Source organism: Streptomyces sp. NPDC107538 (assembly GCF_055657445.1).
Window position 1 is genome coordinate 603,988 of the sequence record NZ_JBVKAY010000005.1, and the last position, 18,146, is coordinate 622,133.

Genomic DNA, 18,146 nt, shown 5'->3' on the forward strand with positions numbered 1-18,146 from the left:
CACCGCACGGGGCGGTGACCTTGCCAAGGTGGATGTGCCGATGCCAGCCGTCGCACCTCGGACACCGGCCAGTGAATTCGACCCGGCCACGAGTTACGAGGGCGATGGGGCGGACGACGGGTACACCGTCGTCCGCCGTGGCCGCGGGGAACAGTCCCTGCTGCTTCGCCTTGGGGAGGGGGTGTGACACGATGGCGTCGAGCCCACCGCCGCCGCCCGCAGCGAGGTTCTTCTGAGACGCCCCGGCCGACATCCGGGGCGTCTTGTCGTTGTGGGTCATGCCGCAGTGCCCCCGGTCCTCACCGTCTGCGCCTGGAGCCACTGCTCGATGGCGGAGCGCCGGTACTTGATGCGTCCACCGCGACCCGGCGACGTCTTGATGTAGTCGGGCCCCGTGCCCGTCCACCGCCAGTTGGCCAGCGTCTGCGGGCTGAACCCGTACTCGGTGTGCACGTCCTTCGGGCTGAGAAGCCCGTCCTTCTTCGCCTTCTCGATGGCCGTCTCCGCGGCACCCTCGCCCATCATTATCTCCAGTTCTGTGTTCACAATGACTACGACTATGGATACAGTGAACACGTGACGCAGACGAAGGTACCACCCCAGGGAATGAAATGGACACCGATGCCGCCTACCCTTTTGGTCATGACCGAGGAGACACGCCGACCGCGCCCCGCAGCCCAGTACGGACCGACCGGCCACACGGTGGCGGAGAACGTGAAGCGGCTCCGTGAGCACCGAGGCATGACGATCTACGCCCTGTCGGGCGCCATGGGCAAGGCCGGGCGCCCCATCACCCCGTCGGCCATCGCCAAGATCGAGAAGCAGCAGCGTCAAGTCACGGTCGACGACTTGACGGCTCTCGCCTCTGTGCTCCGCGTATCGCCGATGACGCTGCTCCTCCCGTGGGCAGTCACGGAGGGCACGCCCGTCGAGGTCACCGGTACCGACGCAACGACAGCTCGCGCTATCTGGCAGTGGGCGGATGGTGCCCAGCCGCTGAAGACCTCCGAGGAGGATCACCTCGGCGACCTGCTGCGCTTCCGGCTGGACGCGCGGCCGGCATGGGCGCGGGGGCCCCTCGACGAGCAGTACAACGAAGTACTCATGGAAGGGGTCTCCAAGCTCGCCGTTCACGGGGGGAAGGGCCGGATGGCCGTCCTCGACGACGGAACCATCGCCTGGTACGACACCGACGGCCGCCTTGTCGGCCAGATGAAGCTCGGCGGCGAGACCGAGGGGGGCGACTGACGTGGCGCGAGTCTGGATCGAGGACAGGGCGAACCACGCCGACTACCAGGAGGCGATGGAACGCTGGCAGGCCGCGAAGAAGCGGGGCAGCAAGCGGGAGGCGCCCGGACGCTGGCGGGTGCGCTGGTATCAGCCCGATGGGAAGCCGAAGGCAAAGACGTTCGGGAAGCTGCCGCAAGCCGAGGCAGAGAAGGACGCGGTCACGGCCCGGCTCGACAAGGGTTCGTACCGCGACCCGAAGTCGGGGAAGGCTGCGGTGAAGGTGGTCGCTGAGGAGTGGTTCACCTCGAAGCGGAAGATCGGCCGGACGACGAAGCGGGACTACCGGGACCTGCTCGACAACTATGTGATCCCCAAGTGGGGTGACTGGCAGGTGGCGGCCGTCTCGTGGGAGGACGTCGACGCGTGGCTGACCGAGCTGGAGACGAAGCCGGGCAAGGCCGGTAAGCAGCTCGGCCCGGCGCGCAACGTCAAGGCGTACCGGGTGCTGTCCATGGTCATGAAACACGCGGTGTTCTCGAAGCGAGTCGCGGTCAGCCCCTGCCACGACCACGAACTCCCGCGCCCGGACGACGAGGACGAGCACGTCTACCTCACCTACGACCAGCTGGAGCGGCTGGCCCTCGCCGCGGGTGAATACCGGCTGTTGATCCTCACCCTCGGGCACTGCGGGATCCGGTGGGCTGAGGCGTCCGCGGTGAAGGCCGGCCGTCTGTCGGTGCCCAAGCGCCGGATACGGATCGTGCAGAACTACACCGACGTCAAAGGCGTGCTCGCCCTCGGCCCGGTGAAGAACCACGAGAAGCGGTCCGTGCCGCTCCCCCGGTCGTTCGCCGACGAGTTGGGGAGCCTGGCTCACGACCGCCGCGCGGACGACCTTCTCTTCACGGCACCCGAGGGCGGACCGCTGCGCTACGCCAACTTCCGGGCGAGGGTGTTCGACCCTGCCGTGAAGGAGGCGGGCCTGGAGGGCATGGGCGTCACGCCGCACAAGCTGCGGCACACCGCAGCCTCCCTGAGCATCGCGGCCGGCGCCGACGTGAAGGTCGTACAGACGATGCTCGGGCACAAGGATGCGGCGATGACGCTGAACACGTACTCGCACTTGTGGCCCGACCGGCTCGACGAGGTGGCGGATGCCCTCGATGCCGGGCGGAAGGTCGCACTGGCTTTGGCGGATGCGTCGCTCACCGACGCTTAGCGATCAAAGTGACGTGTACGAAATGTGTACGACCCCCTAGTGATGATCTTGCTAGGGGGTCGACCTATTGGGCCGTTGACCAGCCACTTCCGTTCAGAGCCCCCTGTCGGATTCGAACCGACGACCTACGCATTACAAGTGCGTTGCTCTGGCCAGCTGAGCTAAGGAGGCAGGGCCCCTCGCGGGGGCGCCCGTGCAGTGTACCCACGTCACAGGGTGCCCTCGTCGAAAATTTCCGCGAAGTTCACAGGGGTCCAGGTACTGACAGACCCGGTGAACGGGAGGTACCGTCCTGACCCAATCCACTCCCGTGGACTACACCACCGCGGAACCGTCCGCGGCGGATCACCACCTTTACTCGGATCGTCCGGCACGTTCCTGCCGGTGAAGGGGGCCTACGACCCATGGCCACAGTTACGTTCGACAAGGCGACCCGGATCTACCCGGGTTCCACGAAGCCCGCCGTCGACGGTCTCGAGATCGAGATCGAGGACGGGGAGTTCCTCGTTCTGGTCGGCCCGTCCGGTTGCGGCAAGTCCACCTCGCTCCGCATGCTCGCGGGGCTCGAGGACGTCAACGGCGGCGCCATCCGCATCGGTGACCGCGACGTCACGCACCTGCCGCCGAAGGACCGGGACATCGCCATGGTGTTCCAGAACTACGCGCTCTACCCGCACATGACCGTCGCCGACAACATGGGCTTCGCCCTGAAGATCGCCGGCGTCAACAAGGCGGAGATCCGGCAGAAGGTCGAGGAGGCCGCGAAGATCCTCGACCTCACCGAGTACCTGGACCGCAAGCCGAAGGCCCTCTCCGGCGGTCAGCGCCAGCGTGTCGCGATGGGTCGCGCCATCGTGCGTGAGCCCCAGGTCTTCCTCATGGACGAGCCGCTGTCGAACCTCGACGCCAAGCTCCGTGTCTCGACCCGTACGCAGATCGCGTCGCTCCAGCGCCGCCTCGGCATCACCACCGTCTACGTCACCCACGACCAGGTCGAGGCCATGACGATGGGCGACCGCGTCGCGGTCCTCAAGGACGGTCTGCTCCAGCAGGTCGACACCCCGCGCAACATGTACGACCGCCCGGCCAACCTCTTCGTCGCCGGCTTCATCGGCTCCCCGGCCATGAACCTGGTCGAGGTCCCGATCACCGACGGCGGTGTGAAGTTCGGCAACAGCGTCGTCCCGGTCAACCGTGACGCCCTCAAGGCCGCCTCCGACAAGGGTGACACCACCGTCACCGTCGGTGTCCGCCCCGAGCACTTCGACATCGTCGAGCACGACGGCGCCGTCGCCTCCTCCCTGTCGAAGGACACCGAGGACGCCCCGGCCGGCCTCGCCGTCTCCGTCAACGTCGTCGAGGAGCTCGGCGCCGACGGTTACGTCTACGGCACCGCCGAGGTCGGCGGCGAGACCAAGGACCTCGTGGTCCGCGTCAACGGCCGCCAGGTCCCGGAGAAGGGCGCGACGCTGCACGTCGTCCCGCGTCCGGGCGAGAACCACGTGTTCTCGACCTCCACGGGCGAGCGCCTCTCCGACTGAGCCGGACACGGTCGTTCGCGATCACCCGTGACGGCCGGTCGCGAAACCACCTACCCGGGATAAATCACCCAGGTTGACGAAAAAGGCTCCGCAAACATCTGCGGGGCCTTTTTCGCTGCCCCCAACTACCCCGGCAAATACGCCTATTTCGAACCGCGTTCGTCAACCCCGTGCCCGGGAAGCGGCGCTTCGGCATCCCCCGTATCGGTGACCTAATGTCGCCATATCACTACCCCGCGCTACCCTCACTCGCGTGAAGCACACCCACACCCACACCCAACGGACGCGGCGCGGTCGCGGCCCCGCCCGCCGGATCGGCCGCTCCCTGGCCCTGGTCCTGCCCGTCGTCATGGTCCTCTCCGGCACCCTCGCGGTGACCCGCGTCAACTGGTCGGGCTCCGAGCCAGCGGAGTCGATGCTCGCCGCCTCGGAGGTCTCCCAGCGCGCCAAGACCCGCGCCCCGCACGAGGTGTTGCGCGACAAACTCCTCGTGGAACTCCAGGAGGAGGACCCGGGCGTCGCCCTCACCCACCTCCAGCAGGCGGTGAACGGCCGCCCGGCCCTGGCGAAGCACTGCACCTCCATCGCCCGCGCCCTCGGCCGCGCCGCCGTCCGTGCGTACGGCCCCACGCGCGCGCAGTCCTTCGCCCGCCCGGTCTGCGACACGTCCTTCGCGACGGGGGTGGCCGCCCAGTTCGGCTGAGGGCCGCGCAGGACAGCGCCGAGGGCTTCCCGGCGCCGTAGGGGCTCCCCCGGGCCCAACGGCTCCCGGGAGAGCCCCGAAGGCACCAGCACCACGGCTCGCACCCCGCGCGACCTCGCACCCCACACAACCCCGTACGACCCCGTACACCCCCGTACGACCTCGTGCGACCCGTACGACTTCGCACACCGGCCGCCGTACCGCCCCGTTTCGCCCCCCGTACACCGATCCCAGGGCCGTGCTCCCGCGAACGGGGCGCCACGTACAGTTCGGGTCATGACCGATCCGAACGCCGCGTCGCGCCCCGTTCAAGCCGTGGTCCTCGCCGGTGGCCAGGGCTCACGGCTGCGTCCGTACACCGACGACCGGCCCAAGCCCATGGTCGAGATCCCCGGTACGGGCACGCCGATCATCGGCCATCAGCTCACCTGGCTCGCCGAGGAGGGCGTGACCGACGTGGTCGTCTCCTGCGGCCACCTCGCCGACGTCCTGCAGAAGTGGCTGGACTCGGCCGACCTGCCGGTCCGCGTCACCACGGTCGTCGAGACGGAGCCCCTGGGCCGCGGCGGAGGCCTCAAGTACGCCGCCTCCCACCTCCCCCACCCCGACCAGCCCTGGTACGCCACCAACGGCGACATCTGGACCCGCTTCTCGCTGCGCGACATGGCGGACTTCCACACCGAGCGCGACGCCCTCGCCACCCTCGCCCTGGCCCGCCCCCGCATCCCCTGGGGCGCCGTCAAGACGGACGGCTTCGGCCGCGTGACGGACTTCATCGAGGCCCCGCCCACGACGTACGAGATCAACGCGGGCGTCTACGTCTTCTCCCCCGAGTTCACCGACCTCCTCCCCGCCCTCGGCGACCACGAGCGCACCACCTTCCCCCGCCTCGCCCGAGAACGCCGCCTGGCCGGCTTCCCCATCCCTCAGGGCGCCTACTGGCGAGCCATCGACACGGCGAAGGACCTGACGGAGGCAGCGAAGGAACTGGCGGCCCTGGGCCGCTAGAGCACCTTTGGCAGCCAGGGCTGCCGTAGCTCTTGGGGGCGCGGGGAACTGCGCGAGAAGCCCCCACACACCCGCACCCGCCGACGAACCCGGACCCCCGAGCTCTCAGGCGCCCTTCTCTCACACACCGATGGGCCCCGCGCAAAAATCACGCGGGGCCCATCGCCACATCACCAATCAGTCGTCCCAACTACCCGAGCAAGCCCCCCACCAGCCCAGGCTGCCCACCGGAAGAGCTCCCCCCGCTGGACCCCCCGGAGGACCCCGTCGCCCCACCCGTCGCACCGCCGGAGGCCCCCCCACTGGAACTGGGCCCCGCCGTGGTGCTCGGCACCTGCTGCTCGACCGGCGACGACTGCTGCGGCGGCGCCTGCCCGGCCGTCGCCCCCTGCGTCTGACTCGGCTCGCCCCCGGTGACCGCCCCGGTGTCCCGCGTGGCCCCCGGCGTGGTGGCCTCCTGCGAGGGCTGGGCCGAAGTGGCGCCCGCCGTGGGCGAGTTGGACGCGGACGGGCTCTTCTCGCGCCGCGCGCTCGGCTCACCCGGCAGCGGCGACCCCGGCAGTTCGTTGCGCGGCGCCTCCCCGGGGCCGGGGACGACGATCCGGTCGGCGTCCCGTACGGCACCGCCGAGCAGGGACCCCACCAGCAGCGTCAGCCCGACCACGATCGCGGTGACGAGCGCGCCCCGGCGCAGTACGTAGCGCCGCAGCTCCCAGATGTCGGCGCGCGGCCCGAGCGTGCGCCAGGCGCCGCCCGCGAGCCGTCCGTCGACGGAGTACACCGGCGCGCCCGCGATGATCAGCGGGGACCAGGCGGCGAGGTAGATGATGTCGGGCGTCTCGTAGACGGGGACGGTCTTCCAGCTGACGGTGACGAGCAGCGCGGCCGACAGCAGCGCGCCCACTCCGGCGGCGACCCGCTGCCACAGTCCGAAGACGGTGAGCACACCGACGATGACCTGGGCGAAGGCGATGACCAGCCCGGAGCCCACCGGGTGTTCGAGGGCGAACTGCCGCAGCGGCTCGGCGACTTCCCAGGGGTGCAGTGTGTTCAGCCACTTCACCATGGAGCCGCGCTTGCCGCCGTCGAAGTAGTGCGGGTCGCAGAGCTTGCCCATGCCGGCGTAGATGGAGATGAAGCCGAGGAAGACGCGCAGCGGCAGCAGCACCACGCCGAGGTTCATCCGCCGGCCGGGGTAATAGGCGTGCCGCACGGGCTCGTTGCCGGCCCGCCGCCCGGCGCGCTCGCCCGCGTCACCGTCGTACGCGTCGGCGAACTCCCCGTCCGCGAACTCCCCGTCGGCGTACGCGTCCTGGCCGTACCGCGGCTGGTCATAGCGGGGTTCGTCGTACGCGCTGTCGACCGTGCGCATGGTGGGCAGCAGCCGGGTGCCGTCGGCGGCATGGTCACCGTGGGTGCGCTGGTTGCCGACGATGGGCGTCTCGACGGTCTCCACGGTCAAGTCGGCACCGTAGCGCCCGCTTTCGTCGCCGTAACGTCCGCCGTCGCCGCCGTAGCGACCGCTCTCGGTGTCGTAGCCACCGCCGCCCGTGCCGTCGACGCGGGGGATGACCTGGGTCGAACCCGTGTCGCTCAGCGGGTCGGGCGCGCCGCCGACGACACCGCCGCGTACCGCCTGGAGGAGCCGGTGGGCCCCGGTGTCGTCCGGCGCGGACTTCCCGCTCCAGACGACCGGCGCACGCCGGCGCCCGGCGGCGGGCGCGCCGGAGCGCCCCGCCGTGCCCACGACGGGGATACGCGCGGTGTCCTCGGCAGCGCTCAAGTGCCGTGCGATACGCGGGGACGCCCGCGTGGAGACGCCCAACTGCACGCGGAAGCTCGCGTGGTTGACGATGACCTGCGCCGGATCGCTCGGCACCTTCACCATGCTCAGCGCGGGAGCGTCGTCGAATCCCGAGTCGAATCCCGACGAACGGTCCCCCGTGGGTGTGCGGGGTGTTCTGGTGTCCACACTCATCTAACCGAGTGACGTGTCGTTAGGACACTGCTTTGACCGCCCCGATCTGTCCGGACCCCGTCAAGGTGATCCAGAACGCCCCGAACCCCCGGTCAGAGCCCATCTCAGGCCCGGCGCCGAGCCGCCTCGTACAGCACAACTCCCGCCGCCACACCCGCGTTGAGCGACTCCGCCCCACCCGGCATCGGAATCCGCACGCGGAAGTCGCAGGTTTCGCCGACGAGTCGGGACAGGCCCTTGCCCTCGCTGCCGACGACGATGACGACCGGGCCCTCCAGGGCCTCCAGCTCGCCGACCTCGGCCTCGCCGTCGGCGGCGAGACCGACCACGACGACACCGGCCTTCTTGTAGGCCTCCAGCGCCCGCGTGAGGTTGGTGGCGCGCGCGACGGGCGTACGGGCGGCCGTGCCGGCGGACGTCTTCCACGCGCCGGCGGTCATGCCGGCCGCGCGCCGCTCGGGTACGACCACGCCGTGGCCGCCGAACGCGGAGACGGACCGGACGACGGCGCCGAGGTTGCGCGGGTCGGTCACCCCGTCGAGGGCGACGATCAGCGGGTCCTCACCCTCGTCGAACGCGGCGGCCACCAGGTCCTCGGGGTGCGCGTACTCGTACGGCGGGACCTGGAGGACGAGCCCCTGGTGGTTGAGGCCGTTGGTCATCCGGTCCAGCTCGGGCCGCGGCGCCTCCATGAGGTTGATGCCGCCGCGCTCGGCCGCCAGCTGCAGCGCCTCGCGCACCCGCTCGTCGTTGTCGATGAACTGCTGGACGTACAGCGTCGAGGCGGGCACGCCCTCGCGCAGCGCCTCGACGACCGGGTTGCGGCCCACGACCATCTCGGACGTGCCCTTGCCGCCCCGGCGCGCCACGGGGCGGCGCGCGGCCTGCTTCGCCTTGGCGTTCGCGATCCGGTTCGCCTTGTGCTTCTTGCGCATCTCGGCGGGCGGCGTCGGACCCTTGCCCTCCAGACCCCTGCGCCGCTGGCCGCCACTGCCGACCTGCGCGCCCTTCTTGCCGGACATGCGGCGGTTGTTAGCGGCCATGACCTACCCGTCTCTTCAGAAGCGTGCGGACGTACGCGCCGGGCGTACGTCATGCGTATGTACTCGATATTCGTATGTGCTCAATGCGGTGCTCAATGCGGTGCTCAATGCAGTGTGCCGCCCGGAAGGCCGGGCGGCACAATCGATCAAGGTGACCGGGGGGATTTGTCCGGCTCAGCGGGGGCCGAGCGTCCAGCGCGGACCGTCCGGGCTGTCCTCGATGACCAGGCCGGACTGGTTGAGCTGGTCCCGGATGGCGTCCGCGGTGGCCCAGTCCTTACGGGCCCGGGCCGCCTCGCGCTGCTGCAGGACCAGCCCCACGAGCGTGTCGACGACCCCGTGCAGATCCTCGCCCCGGTCGGCGCCGTCACCGGCCCAGTGCGCGTCCAGCGGGTCGAGGCCGAGCACCCCGAGCATGGCCCGCACCTCGGCGAGCCGTGCCACCGCCTCTTCCTTGTCGTCGGCGGCCAGCGCGCTGTTGCCCTGCCGGACCGTGGTGTGCACGACGGCGAGCGCCTGCGGCACGCCCAGGTCGTCGTCCATCGCCTCGGCGAACGCCGGCGGCACCTCGGCCGCGGGCTCCACGACCCCGCCCGCCTTCTCGACGACCCGCTGCACGAAGCCCTCGATCCGGGCGAACGCCGACTCGGCCTCGCGCAGCGCGTCCTCGCTGTACTCGATCATCGACCGGTAGTGCGGGGTGCCCAGGTAGTAGCGGAGCACGATGGGGCGCCAGTGCTTGACCATCTCGGAGACCAGGACGCTGTTCCCCAGCGACTTGGACATCTTCTCGCCGCTCATGGTGACCCAGGCGTTGTGCACCCAGTACTTGGCGAAGTCGTCGCCGAAGGCCTTGGCCTGCGCGATCTCGTTCTCGTGGTGCGGGAAGATCAGGTCGAGGCCGCCGCCGTGGATGTCGAAGGCGCTGCCCAGGTACTTGTGCGCCATGGCCGAGCACTCCAGGTGCCAGCCGGGCCGCCCCCGGCCCCACGGTGTCTCCCAGGTGGGCTCCCCGGGCTTCGCCGTCTTCCACATGGCGAAGTCACGAGGGTCCCGCTTCCCGGTCTCGCCCTCGCCCGAGGGCTGCAGCAGGTTGTCCAGCTCCTGGTTGGACAGCCGCAGGTACTCGGGGAAGGACCGCACGTCGAAGTAGACGTTCCCGTCCGCCTCGTACGCGTGGCCGCGCTCGATCAGCCCGCGCATCATCTCGACCATCTCGGTCACATGCCCGGTGGCACGCGGCTCGTAGGTCGGCGGCAGGCAACCGAGCGCGCGGTAACCGTCGTTGAACGCGCGCTCGTTCTCGTACCCGATCGACCACCACGGGCGGCCCTGGTCGGCCGACTTGGCGATGATCTTGTCGTCGATGTCCGTGACGTTCCGGACGAACGTCACGTCGTAGCCCCGGTACTCGAACCACCGGCGCATGATGTCGAAGTTGAGCCCCGACCGGATGTGCCCGATGTGCGGGGCCGCCTGCACCGTGGCGCCACACAGGTAGATCGAGACACAACCCGGCGTGAGCGGGGCGAAGTCACGAATCTGCCGGGCGCTGGTGTCGTACAGGCGAATAGTCACGCCCCCAAGCGTAGTGGCCCCTCACCCATGCCCCGAGCCCTTCACCCCAAGGACGACAGATTCGTGACGTATGCCCAGAGGAGGCCGACGCCCCTTGATGGGCCGCAGGCCCAAAAGGGGCGCGGGGAACGGCGCGAGAACCCCCACCGGACGGACGCCTGGGGGTCAAAGGGGCGCAGCCCCTTGAGGATGGGACGGGTAGGGGCGGCGGGGGCGAGAAAACCCACCGCCCACCCCGGAGGTCACCCCACCCGCACCACCAACGCCGTAGCCACCGCCATCAGCCCCTCCCCCCGCCCGGGAAACCCCAGCCCGTCCGTCGTCGCCCCGGACACGGACACCGGCGCCCCCACCACCTCGGACAACACCTGCTGCGCCTCGTCCCGCCGCTTCCCGATCTTCGGCCGGTCCCCCACCACCTGCACCGCCACGTTCCCGATCACGAACCCCCCGGCCCGCACGATCCGCGCCGCCTCCGCCAGCAACGTCACCCCGGACGCCCCGGACCACTCCGGCCGCCCGGTCCCGAAGTGCTGCCCGAGGTCCCCCATCCCGGCCGCGGAGAACAACGCGTTGCACGCCGCGTGCGCCACGACGTCCGCGTCGGAGTGCCCGGCGAGCCCCGGCCCCTCCCCCTCCCACTTCAGCCCGGCGCACCACAGCTCCCGCCCCTCCTCGAAGGCGTGGATGTCGGTCCCGATCCCGACCTGCGGCAACACCACGGACCCCGGCAGCGGCACCGGCCCCGGTGACGTCTCAGAACCCATCGTTCAGCCTCCTGCGCGCCAGAACCGCCTCCGCGAGCACCAGATCCAGCGGCCTGGTCACCTTGAACGCCTCCTCGTGCCCCGGCACGACCACGACGCCCAGCCCGAGCCGCTCCACCATGCTCGCGTCGTCGGTCACCTCCCCGGTGACCGTCCCGTGCGCCCGCACCAGCGTCTCCCGGTCGAACCCCTGCGGCGTCTGCACGGCCCGCAGCCGCGCCCGCGCGGGCGTGGCGACGACCGGCTCCGGCGCCCCCGGCGCGTCCGCGGGCTCGACCTCCTTGACCGTGTCCGCGAGCGGCAGCGCGGGCACCACGGCCGGCGCCCCGTCCCGTACGGCCTCGATGACGGCGTCGACCGTGTCGACGGGCACCAGGGGCCGGGCCGCGTCATGGACGAGGACGATGTCGAAGCCGGGCGGCAGCGCGTCGAGCCCGAGCTTCACCGACTCCTGGCGCGACTCGCCCCCGGGGACCACGAGGAAGTCGGTCCGCTCGGGCAGGGCGTGCGCGTCCAGCAGGGTCTTGACCTCGGGCGCGCCGTCGGGCGGCGCCACGACGATCACGAGGGAGACGGCACGGGACGCGGCCATCGCCCGCACGGCGTGGATCAGCATCGGGGTGCCGTTCAGCGCGCGGAGCGCTTTGGGGGCGCCCGGACCGAGGCGTACGCCCCGGCCGGCGGCCGGGATCACGGCCGCCGTACGGGTCGGCGTGGGGGTTGCCGTACCGGTTCCGGATGGCGAAGGGCGCGAATCGTCAGACATCGGTTCCTGTCAGGTTTGTGTGCTCGGCCTACGTGGGTATGGCCACAGCGTGCCGGGCGCGACACCTTGACCGGACCCTTCCGTGACATCTGGTCGAGCCAGCTGCCCGGGCCCGGCACGCCAAGGACGAGTACTCGGTGCTGATGAGCGGTCTTCGTCAGCACCTGTGAGCACCGGGGCACACCAAGCATCGCCAAGTATCGGTGACCCCGAGCAGGCGTACGGCATCCGGGTACGAACATGCCGCAGCGCCCGGCGACAATACGTACGTCATCGGGCACCGCGGCATTTCGATGTGCTGCTTGCTGCTGCACCGAACGGCTGAGCGGGCTGGCTGCCTGCCTCAGGTCGGTTCGGACGTGCAGTCAGTTCAGGACGCGAGGACCTCGTCGAGCAGGGCCTCGGCCTTGTCCTCGTTCGTGTTCTCCGCGAGGGCGAGCTCGCTCACCAGGATCTGGCGGGCCTTGGCGAGCATGCGCTTCTCACCGGCGGACAGTCCGCGCTCACGCTCACGACGCCACAGGTCACGCACGACTTCCGCGACCTTGATGACATCGCCGGAGGCGAGCTTCTCCAGATTTGCCTTGTAGCGACGCGACCAGTTCGTGGGCTCCTCGGCATACGGCGCGCGCAGCACCTCGAAGACCCGGTCCAGGCCGTCCTGACCGACCACATCACGTACGCCGACGAACTCCGCATTGTCCGCTGGCACACGCACCGTCAGGTCGCCCTGAGCGACCTTGAGCACCAAGTAGGTCTTGTCCACGCCTTTGATCTGGCGAGTTTCGATGGCCTCAATCAGCGCGGCCCCGTGATGGGGATAGACCACGGTGTCGCCAACCTTGAACGTCATGTGACAGGTACCCCTTCCGTGGCTATCCAGGGTAACACGGAAACGGCGTGTTCTGAATGGCGTTTTCGCAGGTCAGGGCGCATCTCGGGGCTTGACAACTGCGACAGGAACGTGCTGCGGGGGCCGAACGGAAGAGGGTATCCGCAGGTCGGAGCGGCTCTCCGGGCAGAGTGAAACGCGTACGTTACACGCATCCGGAGGGGTTCACGAGCGACCGAACGTCCCGCTTTGTCCGCCGCCAAGTGTGCGACTTCCGCTACTCCGTTCGATGAGCGGAGTCGGGTACGAGACGAATCCGGAATTGATCAAGGAGTTCGATCCGGGGGCCATGTTCCGCCGTTACCGGATCGTGTTCTGGCGCTGTTCCGGTGGCGTTCCGGCAGTTGATCGATTTTTCGTGGTGCCTCGCATTCCTGCCGGAAATCCAGGACACGGTGGCGGCGAGTTCGATGGTGGATATGTGAATGCCGGACGGGCGTGTGGGCGACGTGCCCGCAATTGCCTCCGGTGACATGTCGGGGACTCGTCGGGGACTTGGGGAGGGTCGGGTGCGGCGGCGACGGGACGGCTCGGTAACCTAAGCCCGCTACAGACCACGTACCGCCCACGTTCAAGGAGTTGCCGCCGCCGTGAGCAGCAGCCTTCGACGCGGCGCCCTCGCCGCCGCCGTCCTCGCGTTCTCGATCGCCTCACTCGCCGCGTGCGCCGCCGGCAACAACGCCCAGACCCTGGAGATCAAGCCGGACAACGCGGCCACCAGCGTGGGCGACATCAAGATCCAGAACGCGATCGTGGTCACCCAGCCGGGCACCGAGACCAAGGGCCCCGCCGTGGTCTCCGCGACGCTGTTCAACACCTCCACGACCGACCAGACCCTGGACTCCGTCACCGTGGACGGCGCCGGCACCGCCGAGCTGAAGCCGGCCAAGGGCGAGGGCAAGGGCGGCAAGGTCGTCGTCCCCGCCGGCGGCTCCGTGATCCTCGGCGGCGAGAACAACGCCTCCGCGGTCCTGACCGACGTCACCGACGCGGTCAAGGACGGCAACGCCCAGCAGGTCACCTTCAACTTCAGCGAGACCGGCGAGGTCGGCCTGCGCGCCTTCGTGGTCCCCGCCGAGCACTACTTCGAGAAGTGGGGCCCGAGCGACATCCCCGAGGCCACCGCCTCCGCCTCCCCGTCCGAGGAGACCTCCGGCTCGCCCTCCCCGGACGGCACGGGCTCGCCGTCCCCGGACGGCACGGCCGCCGAGGAGGAGGGCACCGCCGCCGGCTCGACGGCCTCCCCGTCCACCTCGACCTCGGCCTCCGAGGAGACCGCGGGCCACTGAGGCCGTACGCGCCCGTACAGCTACGCCGAAGGGCGGCACCCCTCCCAGGGGGTGCCGCCCTTCGGCATACGGCGGCTGTGTGGCCGAAGGGCCTACGGCTCGAACTTGTATCCGAGACCGCGGACCGTCACCAGGTACCGCGGGGCGCCGGGGTCGGGCTCGATCTTGGCGCGGAGGCGCTTGACGTGGACGTCGAGGGTCTTGGTGTCCCCGACGTAGTCGGCACCCCAGACGCGGTCGATGAGCTGCATCCGGGTCAGGACGCGGCCCGCGTTGCGCAGCAGCATTTCGAGCAGGTCGAACTCCTTGAGGGGGAGGTCGACCTTGGAGCCCGAGACAGTGACCACGTGACGGTCGACGTCCATCCGGACGGGGCCCGCCTCCAGCGCGGCCGGGGTGACCTCCTCGGGCTCGCCGCGACGGCGCAGTACGGCCCGGATACGGGCGACGAGCTCGCGGGAGGAGAAGGGCTTGGTGACATAGTCATCGGCTCCTATTTCCAGGCCCACGACCTTGTCGATCTCACTGTCCTTGGCGGTCACCATGATCACCGGGACATTGGAACGGCCGCGCAGCTGACGGCAGACCTCGGTGCCCGGCAGGCCGGGCAGCATCAGGTCGAGCAGGACGAGGTCGGCTCCGTTGCGCTCGAACTCGTCGAGACCGTCGGGCCCGGTGGTCGCGATGGCGACCTCGAAGCCCTCCTTGCGGAGCATGTAGGACAGGGCGTCGGAGAAGGACTCCTCGTCCTCGACGACGAGCACTCGGGTCACGGAAGGACCTCCGGGGCGGGATGCGATTCGTACGGTCCGTACGGGGATGGGTCGGTGTGAGGCTGTCCGTCCTCGTCGTCGAGGTCCGGGTGCTGGGCCGCACGGTCACGGGACGCGCCCGCCTCCGGCAGCCTGAGGGTGAACGTGGAGCCCTGTCCCTCCGAGCTCCACACCGTGACCTCCCCGCCGTGCGAGGCGGCCACGTGCTTGACGATCGCGAGACCGAGACCCGTACCGCCGGTCTGGCGGGAACGGGCCGGGTCCACGCGGTAGAAGCGCTCGAAGATGCGCTCCTTGTCCCTGTCCGAGATGCCGATGCCCTGGTCGGTCACGGCGATCTCGATATGGTCCCCGCCGGGCGCGGTCACCCGGCGCGCGGCGATGCCGACGCGGGTGCGGGCCGGGGAGTAGTTGACGGCGTTCTCGACGAGGTTGCCGAGAGCCGCGGCCAGCTGACCGCGGTTGCCCCAGACCCGCAGCTCGGCGGTGCCGCCGGCGGCCATGGTGATCTGCTTGGTGCCGGCCTGGTGGCGGCAGCGGTCGACGGCCTCGGCGACCAGCTCGTCCACCCGGACGGGCTCGGCGTCCTCCAGCGGGTCGTCGTTCTGCACCCGGGAGAGGTCGATCAGCTCCTGCACGAGGTTGGTGAGCCGGGTGGCCTCGATCTGCATGCGCCCGGCGAACCGTTCCACCGCCTCGGGGTCGTCCGAGGCGCCCATGACGGCCTCCGAGAGGAGGGAGAGCGCGCCGACGGGCGTCTTCAGCTCATGGCTGACGTTGGCGACGAAGTCGCGTCGTACTGCCTCTATCCGGCGGGCCTCGGTGAGGTCCTCGACCAGGAGCAGCACCAGCCGGGAGCCCAGCGGCGCGACGCGCGCGGAGACGGCGAGCGCCTCGCCGCGTCCGGTGCCGCGCCGGGGCAGGTCCAGCTCGACCTGCCGTATCTCGCCGTCCCGGCGGGTCTCGCGGGCCATCTTCATCATCGGCTCGACGGCGAGCTTCCCTCCGCGCACCAGCCCGAGGGCGTACGCGGCGGAGCTGGCCTTGACGACGGCGTCCGCCTCGTCGAGGACGACGGCGGAGGAGCGGAGCACGGACAGCACGGTGTCGACGCCGGGCGGCAGCACCGGGTCCGTGTGCAGGGAGGTTCTGGTGGGACGCTTCTGCTCGCGCTCGCTGACACGGAACGCCAGCATGGCGATGACGCCGGTGAGCACTCCGGCGATCGCTGCCGCTGCGGCGACCGCCGCGTTCACGTCCATGCGTCCAGGTTAGGCACGAGGTCGGACATCCCCACAGCGATCGGAGGGCGACCTCGAACACTCGTCGCCCAGAGTTCACCTTGGAGCCAGTATTGGTTCATTTGAGATGGCTGAAACGGACGCGTACGGGTCGGAACGTGGGAGCGTGGGTTCGTCCGGGGCCCCCGGTCACCGTTCGCCTTCGCCGTTCATCTTCGCCGTTCATTCGGTCGTTCGGTCGTCCTGGCCTGGCGGAACGGCTTCCGGCACGGCTTTTCTGGTTACCCACGAGCAGACGTACGTAAGAGAGGGACACCCTGATGCGGGACGCGTACCACGAGGAACTTGACTCGATCGGTGAGGGCCTGGTCGAGATGGCCCGACTGGTGGGGTCGGCTATCGGGCGCGCCACGACGGCGATGCTCGACGCCGACCTGAAGCTGGCCGAGAGCGTGATCGAGGCCGACAAGAAGGTCGACGACCTCCAGCACGACCTGGAAGCCCGTGCGATAGCCCTGCTGGCCAGGCAGCAGCCGGTGGCGACGGATCTCCGGATCGTCGTGACCTCGCTGCGGATGTCGGCCGACCTGGAGCGCTCCGGCGACCTCGCCCAGCACGTCGCCAAGCTGACCCGGCTCCGCTTCCCCGAGCACACGGTCCCGCGCGACCTGCACGCCACGATCCTGGAGATGGGCCAGCTCGCGCAGCGTCTGATGGCCAAGGCCGCCGAGGTGATCATCACCAAGGACGTCGACCTCGCGCTGCAGCTGGAGAGCGACGACGACGCGATGGACCTCCTGCACCGCACGCTCTTCCAGCACCTCATGGACGACCGCTGGAAGCACGGCATCGAGACCGCCGTCGACGTCACCCTCCTCGGCCGCTACTACGAGCGCTTCGCCGACCACGCGGTGTCCGTCGCCAAGCGTGTGGTGTACCTGGTGACGGGCGAGCACGCGGACGAGCTGCAGGCGGACATCCAGCCGGTTACGGGGGTGGAGGGGGCGTAGCCCTCCGGGGGGTGGGGCGGGGGCTACGGCCTCGGGTTGGGCCGGGGGTTGGCCGGAGGGCTACGGCCTCGGGTTGAGCCGGGGGTTGGCCGGAGGGCTACGGCCTCGGGTTGAGCCGGGGGTTGGCCGGAGGGCTACGGCCCGGGGTCGGACCGAGGGCGGTGGAAGTGGCTGGTCGGCGCTCGGGGACCCGGCGGGGCGTGCGGACGCCTCCATGCGCCGCTGATGCGCCGTTGATACGCCCGGCCGAACGGGCGTGCAATGGGGCAACCAACGGGCACGGGCACCAGCCTTCGCTGCGTCGCCTTCCGTGCCTTCGAGGAGGGACCATGGCCAAATCCCCCGCCAGCCCCAGCACGCCGGACCCGACCCGGGCCCGGGACACCCATCAGCCCACCGACCTCAAAGCCCTGCCGCTTCTCGGCGCCTGCGGCTGCGGCTCCGGATGCGCGTGCGGGTGCCAGTCCGGCAACCCGTGCCAGTGCGGCTGACCGCACGCGGTCGCCTCGTACGGCGGCGAAGGGGGCCTGTCGCTCGCGGCGGGCCCCCTTCGCCATGGAGTCGCCCGGATGGCCGTACGGGCGGAGCATGAAGAGGAGGAGGGGGACGGGAAGGGAGGGGAGGTAGACGGAGAAGGAGGGCCGGGGAGGGGGACGAGACAACCGGGGGGGCGAGGACGAAAGAGGTACGGGTCATGACCATGTTCATGGACGTCCACCACGACATGAAGGGCATCACGGAGGAGCAGCTGCACGCCGCGCACAAGGCCGACGTCGACATCCAGAGCGACGAGAACGTCCGCTTCCAGCGCGCCTGGGCCGACCCCCAGTCCGGCACGGTCTACTGCCTCTCCGAGGCACCCTCCGCCGACGCCGTCCAGCGCATCCACGAACGCGCCGGCCACAAGGCGGACGAGATCCACCCGGTCCCGCTGACGATTTAGCAGAACTTGGGCCGCGTACGAGGGCTTTCGGTACGCGCGGCACGCCCCCGCACGCCCTGTCCGGCGCCGTCCGCGAGATGGAACCATCCCCATGCCGCTACTCCGATAGGCCGCTGCTCCGATAGGCCGATATCGGCGGCACCACACAACAGGGGGGTTCCGCAC

The 18,146-nt window shown here is 70.1% G+C and carries 17 protein-coding genes and 1 tRNA gene; 8 read left to right on the top strand and 10 right to left on the bottom strand.

The annotated features are described in order from the left end of the window. Window positions 1-276 precede the first annotated feature (276 nt). Window positions 277-546, bottom strand: coding sequence for a helix-turn-helix transcriptional regulator (locus ACZ7MG_RS21105; protein WP_471388691.1), 270 nt, complete (start codon window positions 544-546; stop codon window positions 277-279). 96 nt (window positions 547-642) lie between these two features. Here ACZ7MG_RS21105 and ACZ7MG_RS21110 point away from each other — a divergent pair, with 96 nt between their 5' ends. Beyond that, entirely contained in the window at window positions 643-1,248 is a 606-nt protein-coding gene (locus tag ACZ7MG_RS21110) for a helix-turn-helix domain-containing protein (protein ID WP_471388688.1), read from the top strand. Between the two features lies 1 nt (window position 1,249). Beyond that, the gene (locus ACZ7MG_RS21115) at window positions 1,250-2,449 is read left to right on the top strand and encodes a tyrosine-type recombinase/integrase (protein WP_471388686.1); all 1,200 of its coding nucleotides are present in this window, start codon (window positions 1,250-1,252) and stop codon (window positions 2,447-2,449) included. A gap of 97 nt (window positions 2,450-2,546) precedes the next feature. Here ACZ7MG_RS21115 and ACZ7MG_RS21120 read toward each other — a convergent pair. Beyond that, window positions 2,547-2,620: transfer RNA gene (locus ACZ7MG_RS21120), tRNA-Thr, on the bottom strand. A gap of 233 nt (window positions 2,621-2,853) precedes the next feature. Here ACZ7MG_RS21120 and ACZ7MG_RS21125 point away from each other — a divergent pair. The 3 genes from ACZ7MG_RS21125 to ACZ7MG_RS21135 all read left to right on the top strand — a co-directional run bounded on the left by ACZ7MG_RS21125 (window position 2,854) and on the right by ACZ7MG_RS21135 (window position 5,701). After that, the gene (locus ACZ7MG_RS21125; RefSeq protein ID WP_471388684.1) at window positions 2,854-3,990 is read left to right on the top strand and encodes an ABC transporter ATP-binding protein; all 1,137 of its coding nucleotides are present in this window, start codon (window positions 2,854-2,856) and stop codon (window positions 3,988-3,990) included. A 253-nt stretch (window positions 3,991-4,243) separates the two neighbouring features. Then, window positions 4,244-4,693, top strand: coding sequence for a hypothetical protein (locus tag ACZ7MG_RS21130; protein WP_471388681.1), 450 nt, complete (start codon window positions 4,244-4,246; stop codon window positions 4,691-4,693). Window positions 4,694-4,969: 276 nt separating this feature from the next. Continuing rightward, window positions 4,970-5,701 (top strand): nucleotidyltransferase family protein, encoded by a 732-nt coding sequence (locus ACZ7MG_RS21135; RefSeq protein ID WP_471388678.1) that lies wholly within the window; start codon window positions 4,970-4,972, stop codon window positions 5,699-5,701. A gap of 190 nt (window positions 5,702-5,891) precedes the next feature. Here the strand turns inward: ACZ7MG_RS21135 and ACZ7MG_RS21140 are convergent, their stop codons facing one another. From ACZ7MG_RS21140 to ACZ7MG_RS21165, 6 genes are all read right to left on the bottom strand, one after another. Further along, window positions 5,892-7,673, bottom strand: a complete 1,782-nt coding sequence (locus ACZ7MG_RS21140; protein ID WP_471389148.1) for a DoxX family protein — start codon at window positions 7,671-7,673, stop codon at window positions 5,892-5,894. Window positions 7,674-7,783: 110 nt separating this feature from the next. Then, the gene (gene rlmB, locus ACZ7MG_RS21145) at window positions 7,784-8,722 is read right to left on the bottom strand and encodes a 23S rRNA (guanosine(2251)-2'-O)-methyltransferase RlmB (RefSeq protein WP_471388675.1); all 939 of its coding nucleotides are present in this window, start codon (window positions 8,720-8,722) and stop codon (window positions 7,784-7,786) included. A gap of 174 nt (window positions 8,723-8,896) precedes the next feature. Continuing rightward, entirely contained in the window at window positions 8,897-10,300 is a 1,404-nt protein-coding gene (gene cysS, locus ACZ7MG_RS21150; protein WP_471388672.1) for a cysteine--tRNA ligase, read from the bottom strand. A 242-nt stretch (window positions 10,301-10,542) separates the two neighbouring features. Further along, window positions 10,543-11,067: a 2-C-methyl-D-erythritol 2,4-cyclodiphosphate synthase gene (ispF, locus tag ACZ7MG_RS21155; RefSeq protein ID WP_471388669.1), complete on the bottom strand. Its 525-nt coding sequence runs from the start codon at window positions 11,065-11,067 to the stop codon at window positions 10,543-10,545. Further along, the gene (gene ispD, locus ACZ7MG_RS21160) at window positions 11,057-11,833 is read right to left on the bottom strand and encodes a 2-C-methyl-D-erythritol 4-phosphate cytidylyltransferase (protein WP_471388666.1); all 777 of its coding nucleotides are present in this window, start codon (window positions 11,831-11,833) and stop codon (window positions 11,057-11,059) included. Before ispD ends, ispF begins: the two co-directional genes overlap by 11 nt. Before the next feature lie 370 nt (window positions 11,834-12,203). After that, on the bottom strand, window positions 12,204-12,686 hold the full coding sequence (locus ACZ7MG_RS21165; RefSeq protein ID WP_003953493.1) for a CarD family transcriptional regulator: 483 nt from the start codon (window positions 12,684-12,686) through the stop codon (window positions 12,204-12,206). A 629-nt stretch (window positions 12,687-13,315) separates the two neighbouring features. On the opposite strand from ACZ7MG_RS21165, the gene ACZ7MG_RS21170 reads away from it, so the two are divergent. Beyond that, window positions 13,316-14,014, top strand: a complete 699-nt coding sequence (locus ACZ7MG_RS21170) for a copper chaperone PCu(A)C (protein WP_471388664.1) — start codon at window positions 13,316-13,318, stop codon at window positions 14,012-14,014. Between the two features lie 92 nt (window positions 14,015-14,106). On the opposite strand, the gene phoP is transcribed toward ACZ7MG_RS21170, so the two are convergent. Beyond that, window positions 14,107-14,778 carry a two-component system response regulator PhoP gene (gene phoP / locus ACZ7MG_RS21175; RefSeq protein ID WP_010985401.1) on the bottom strand — a complete coding sequence of 224 codons (672 nt, stop codon included), beginning with the start codon at window positions 14,776-14,778 and terminating at the stop codon, window positions 14,107-14,109. A 5-nt stretch (window positions 14,779-14,783) separates the two neighbouring features. Beyond that, window positions 14,784-16,049 (bottom strand): two-component system sensor histidine kinase PhoR, encoded by a 1,266-nt coding sequence (gene phoR, locus ACZ7MG_RS21180; protein WP_471388661.1) that lies wholly within the window; start codon window positions 16,047-16,049, stop codon window positions 14,784-14,786. A 299-nt stretch (window positions 16,050-16,348) separates the two neighbouring features. On the opposite strand from phoR, the gene phoU reads away from it, so the two are divergent. Both phoU and ACZ7MG_RS21190 read left to right on the top strand, forming a co-directional pair. After that, the gene (gene phoU / locus ACZ7MG_RS21185) at window positions 16,349-17,038 is read left to right on the top strand and encodes a phosphate signaling complex protein PhoU (protein WP_471388658.1); all 690 of its coding nucleotides are present in this window, start codon (window positions 16,349-16,351) and stop codon (window positions 17,036-17,038) included. A gap of 694 nt (window positions 17,039-17,732) precedes the next feature. Further along, the gene (locus ACZ7MG_RS21190) at window positions 17,733-17,981 is read left to right on the top strand and encodes an SCO4226 family nickel-binding protein (protein ID WP_471388656.1); all 249 of its coding nucleotides are present in this window, start codon (window positions 17,733-17,735) and stop codon (window positions 17,979-17,981) included. Window positions 17,982-18,146 lie beyond the last annotated feature (165 nt).

Bases quoted from the DNA above. Each gene is read 5' to 3' on its own strand.
- ACZ7MG_RS21110 (WP_471388688.1), top strand. From the start codon at position 643: ATGACCGAGGAGACACGCCGACCGCGCCCCGCAGCCCAGTACGGACCG.
- ACZ7MG_RS21125 (WP_471388684.1), top strand. From the start codon at position 2,854: ATGGCCACAGTTACGTTCGACAAGGCGACCCGGATCTACCCGGGTTCC.
- ACZ7MG_RS21135 (WP_471388678.1), top strand. From the start codon at position 4,970: ATGACCGATCCGAACGCCGCGTCGCGCCCCGTTCAAGCCGTGGTCCTC.
- rlmB (WP_471388675.1), bottom strand. From the start codon at position 8,722: ATGGCCGCTAACAACCGCCGCATGTCCGGCAAGAAGGGCGCGCAGGTC.
- ispF (WP_471388669.1), bottom strand. From the start codon at position 11,067: ATGGGTTCTGAGACGTCACCGGGGCCGGTGCCGCTGCCGGGGTCCGTG.
- ispD (WP_471388666.1), bottom strand. From the start codon at position 11,833: ATGTCTGACGATTCGCGCCCTTCGCCATCCGGAACCGGTACGGCAACC.
- ACZ7MG_RS21165 (WP_003953493.1), bottom strand. From the start codon at position 12,686: ATGACGTTCAAGGTTGGCGACACCGTGGTCTATCCCCATCACGGGGCC.
- phoR (WP_471388661.1), bottom strand. From the start codon at position 16,049: ATGGACGTGAACGCGGCGGTCGCCGCAGCGGCAGCGATCGCCGGAGTG.
- phoU (WP_471388658.1), top strand. From the start codon at position 16,349: ATGCGGGACGCGTACCACGAGGAACTTGACTCGATCGGTGAGGGCCTG.
- ACZ7MG_RS21190 (WP_471388656.1), top strand. From the start codon at position 17,733: ATGACCATGTTCATGGACGTCCACCACGACATGAAGGGCATCACGGAG.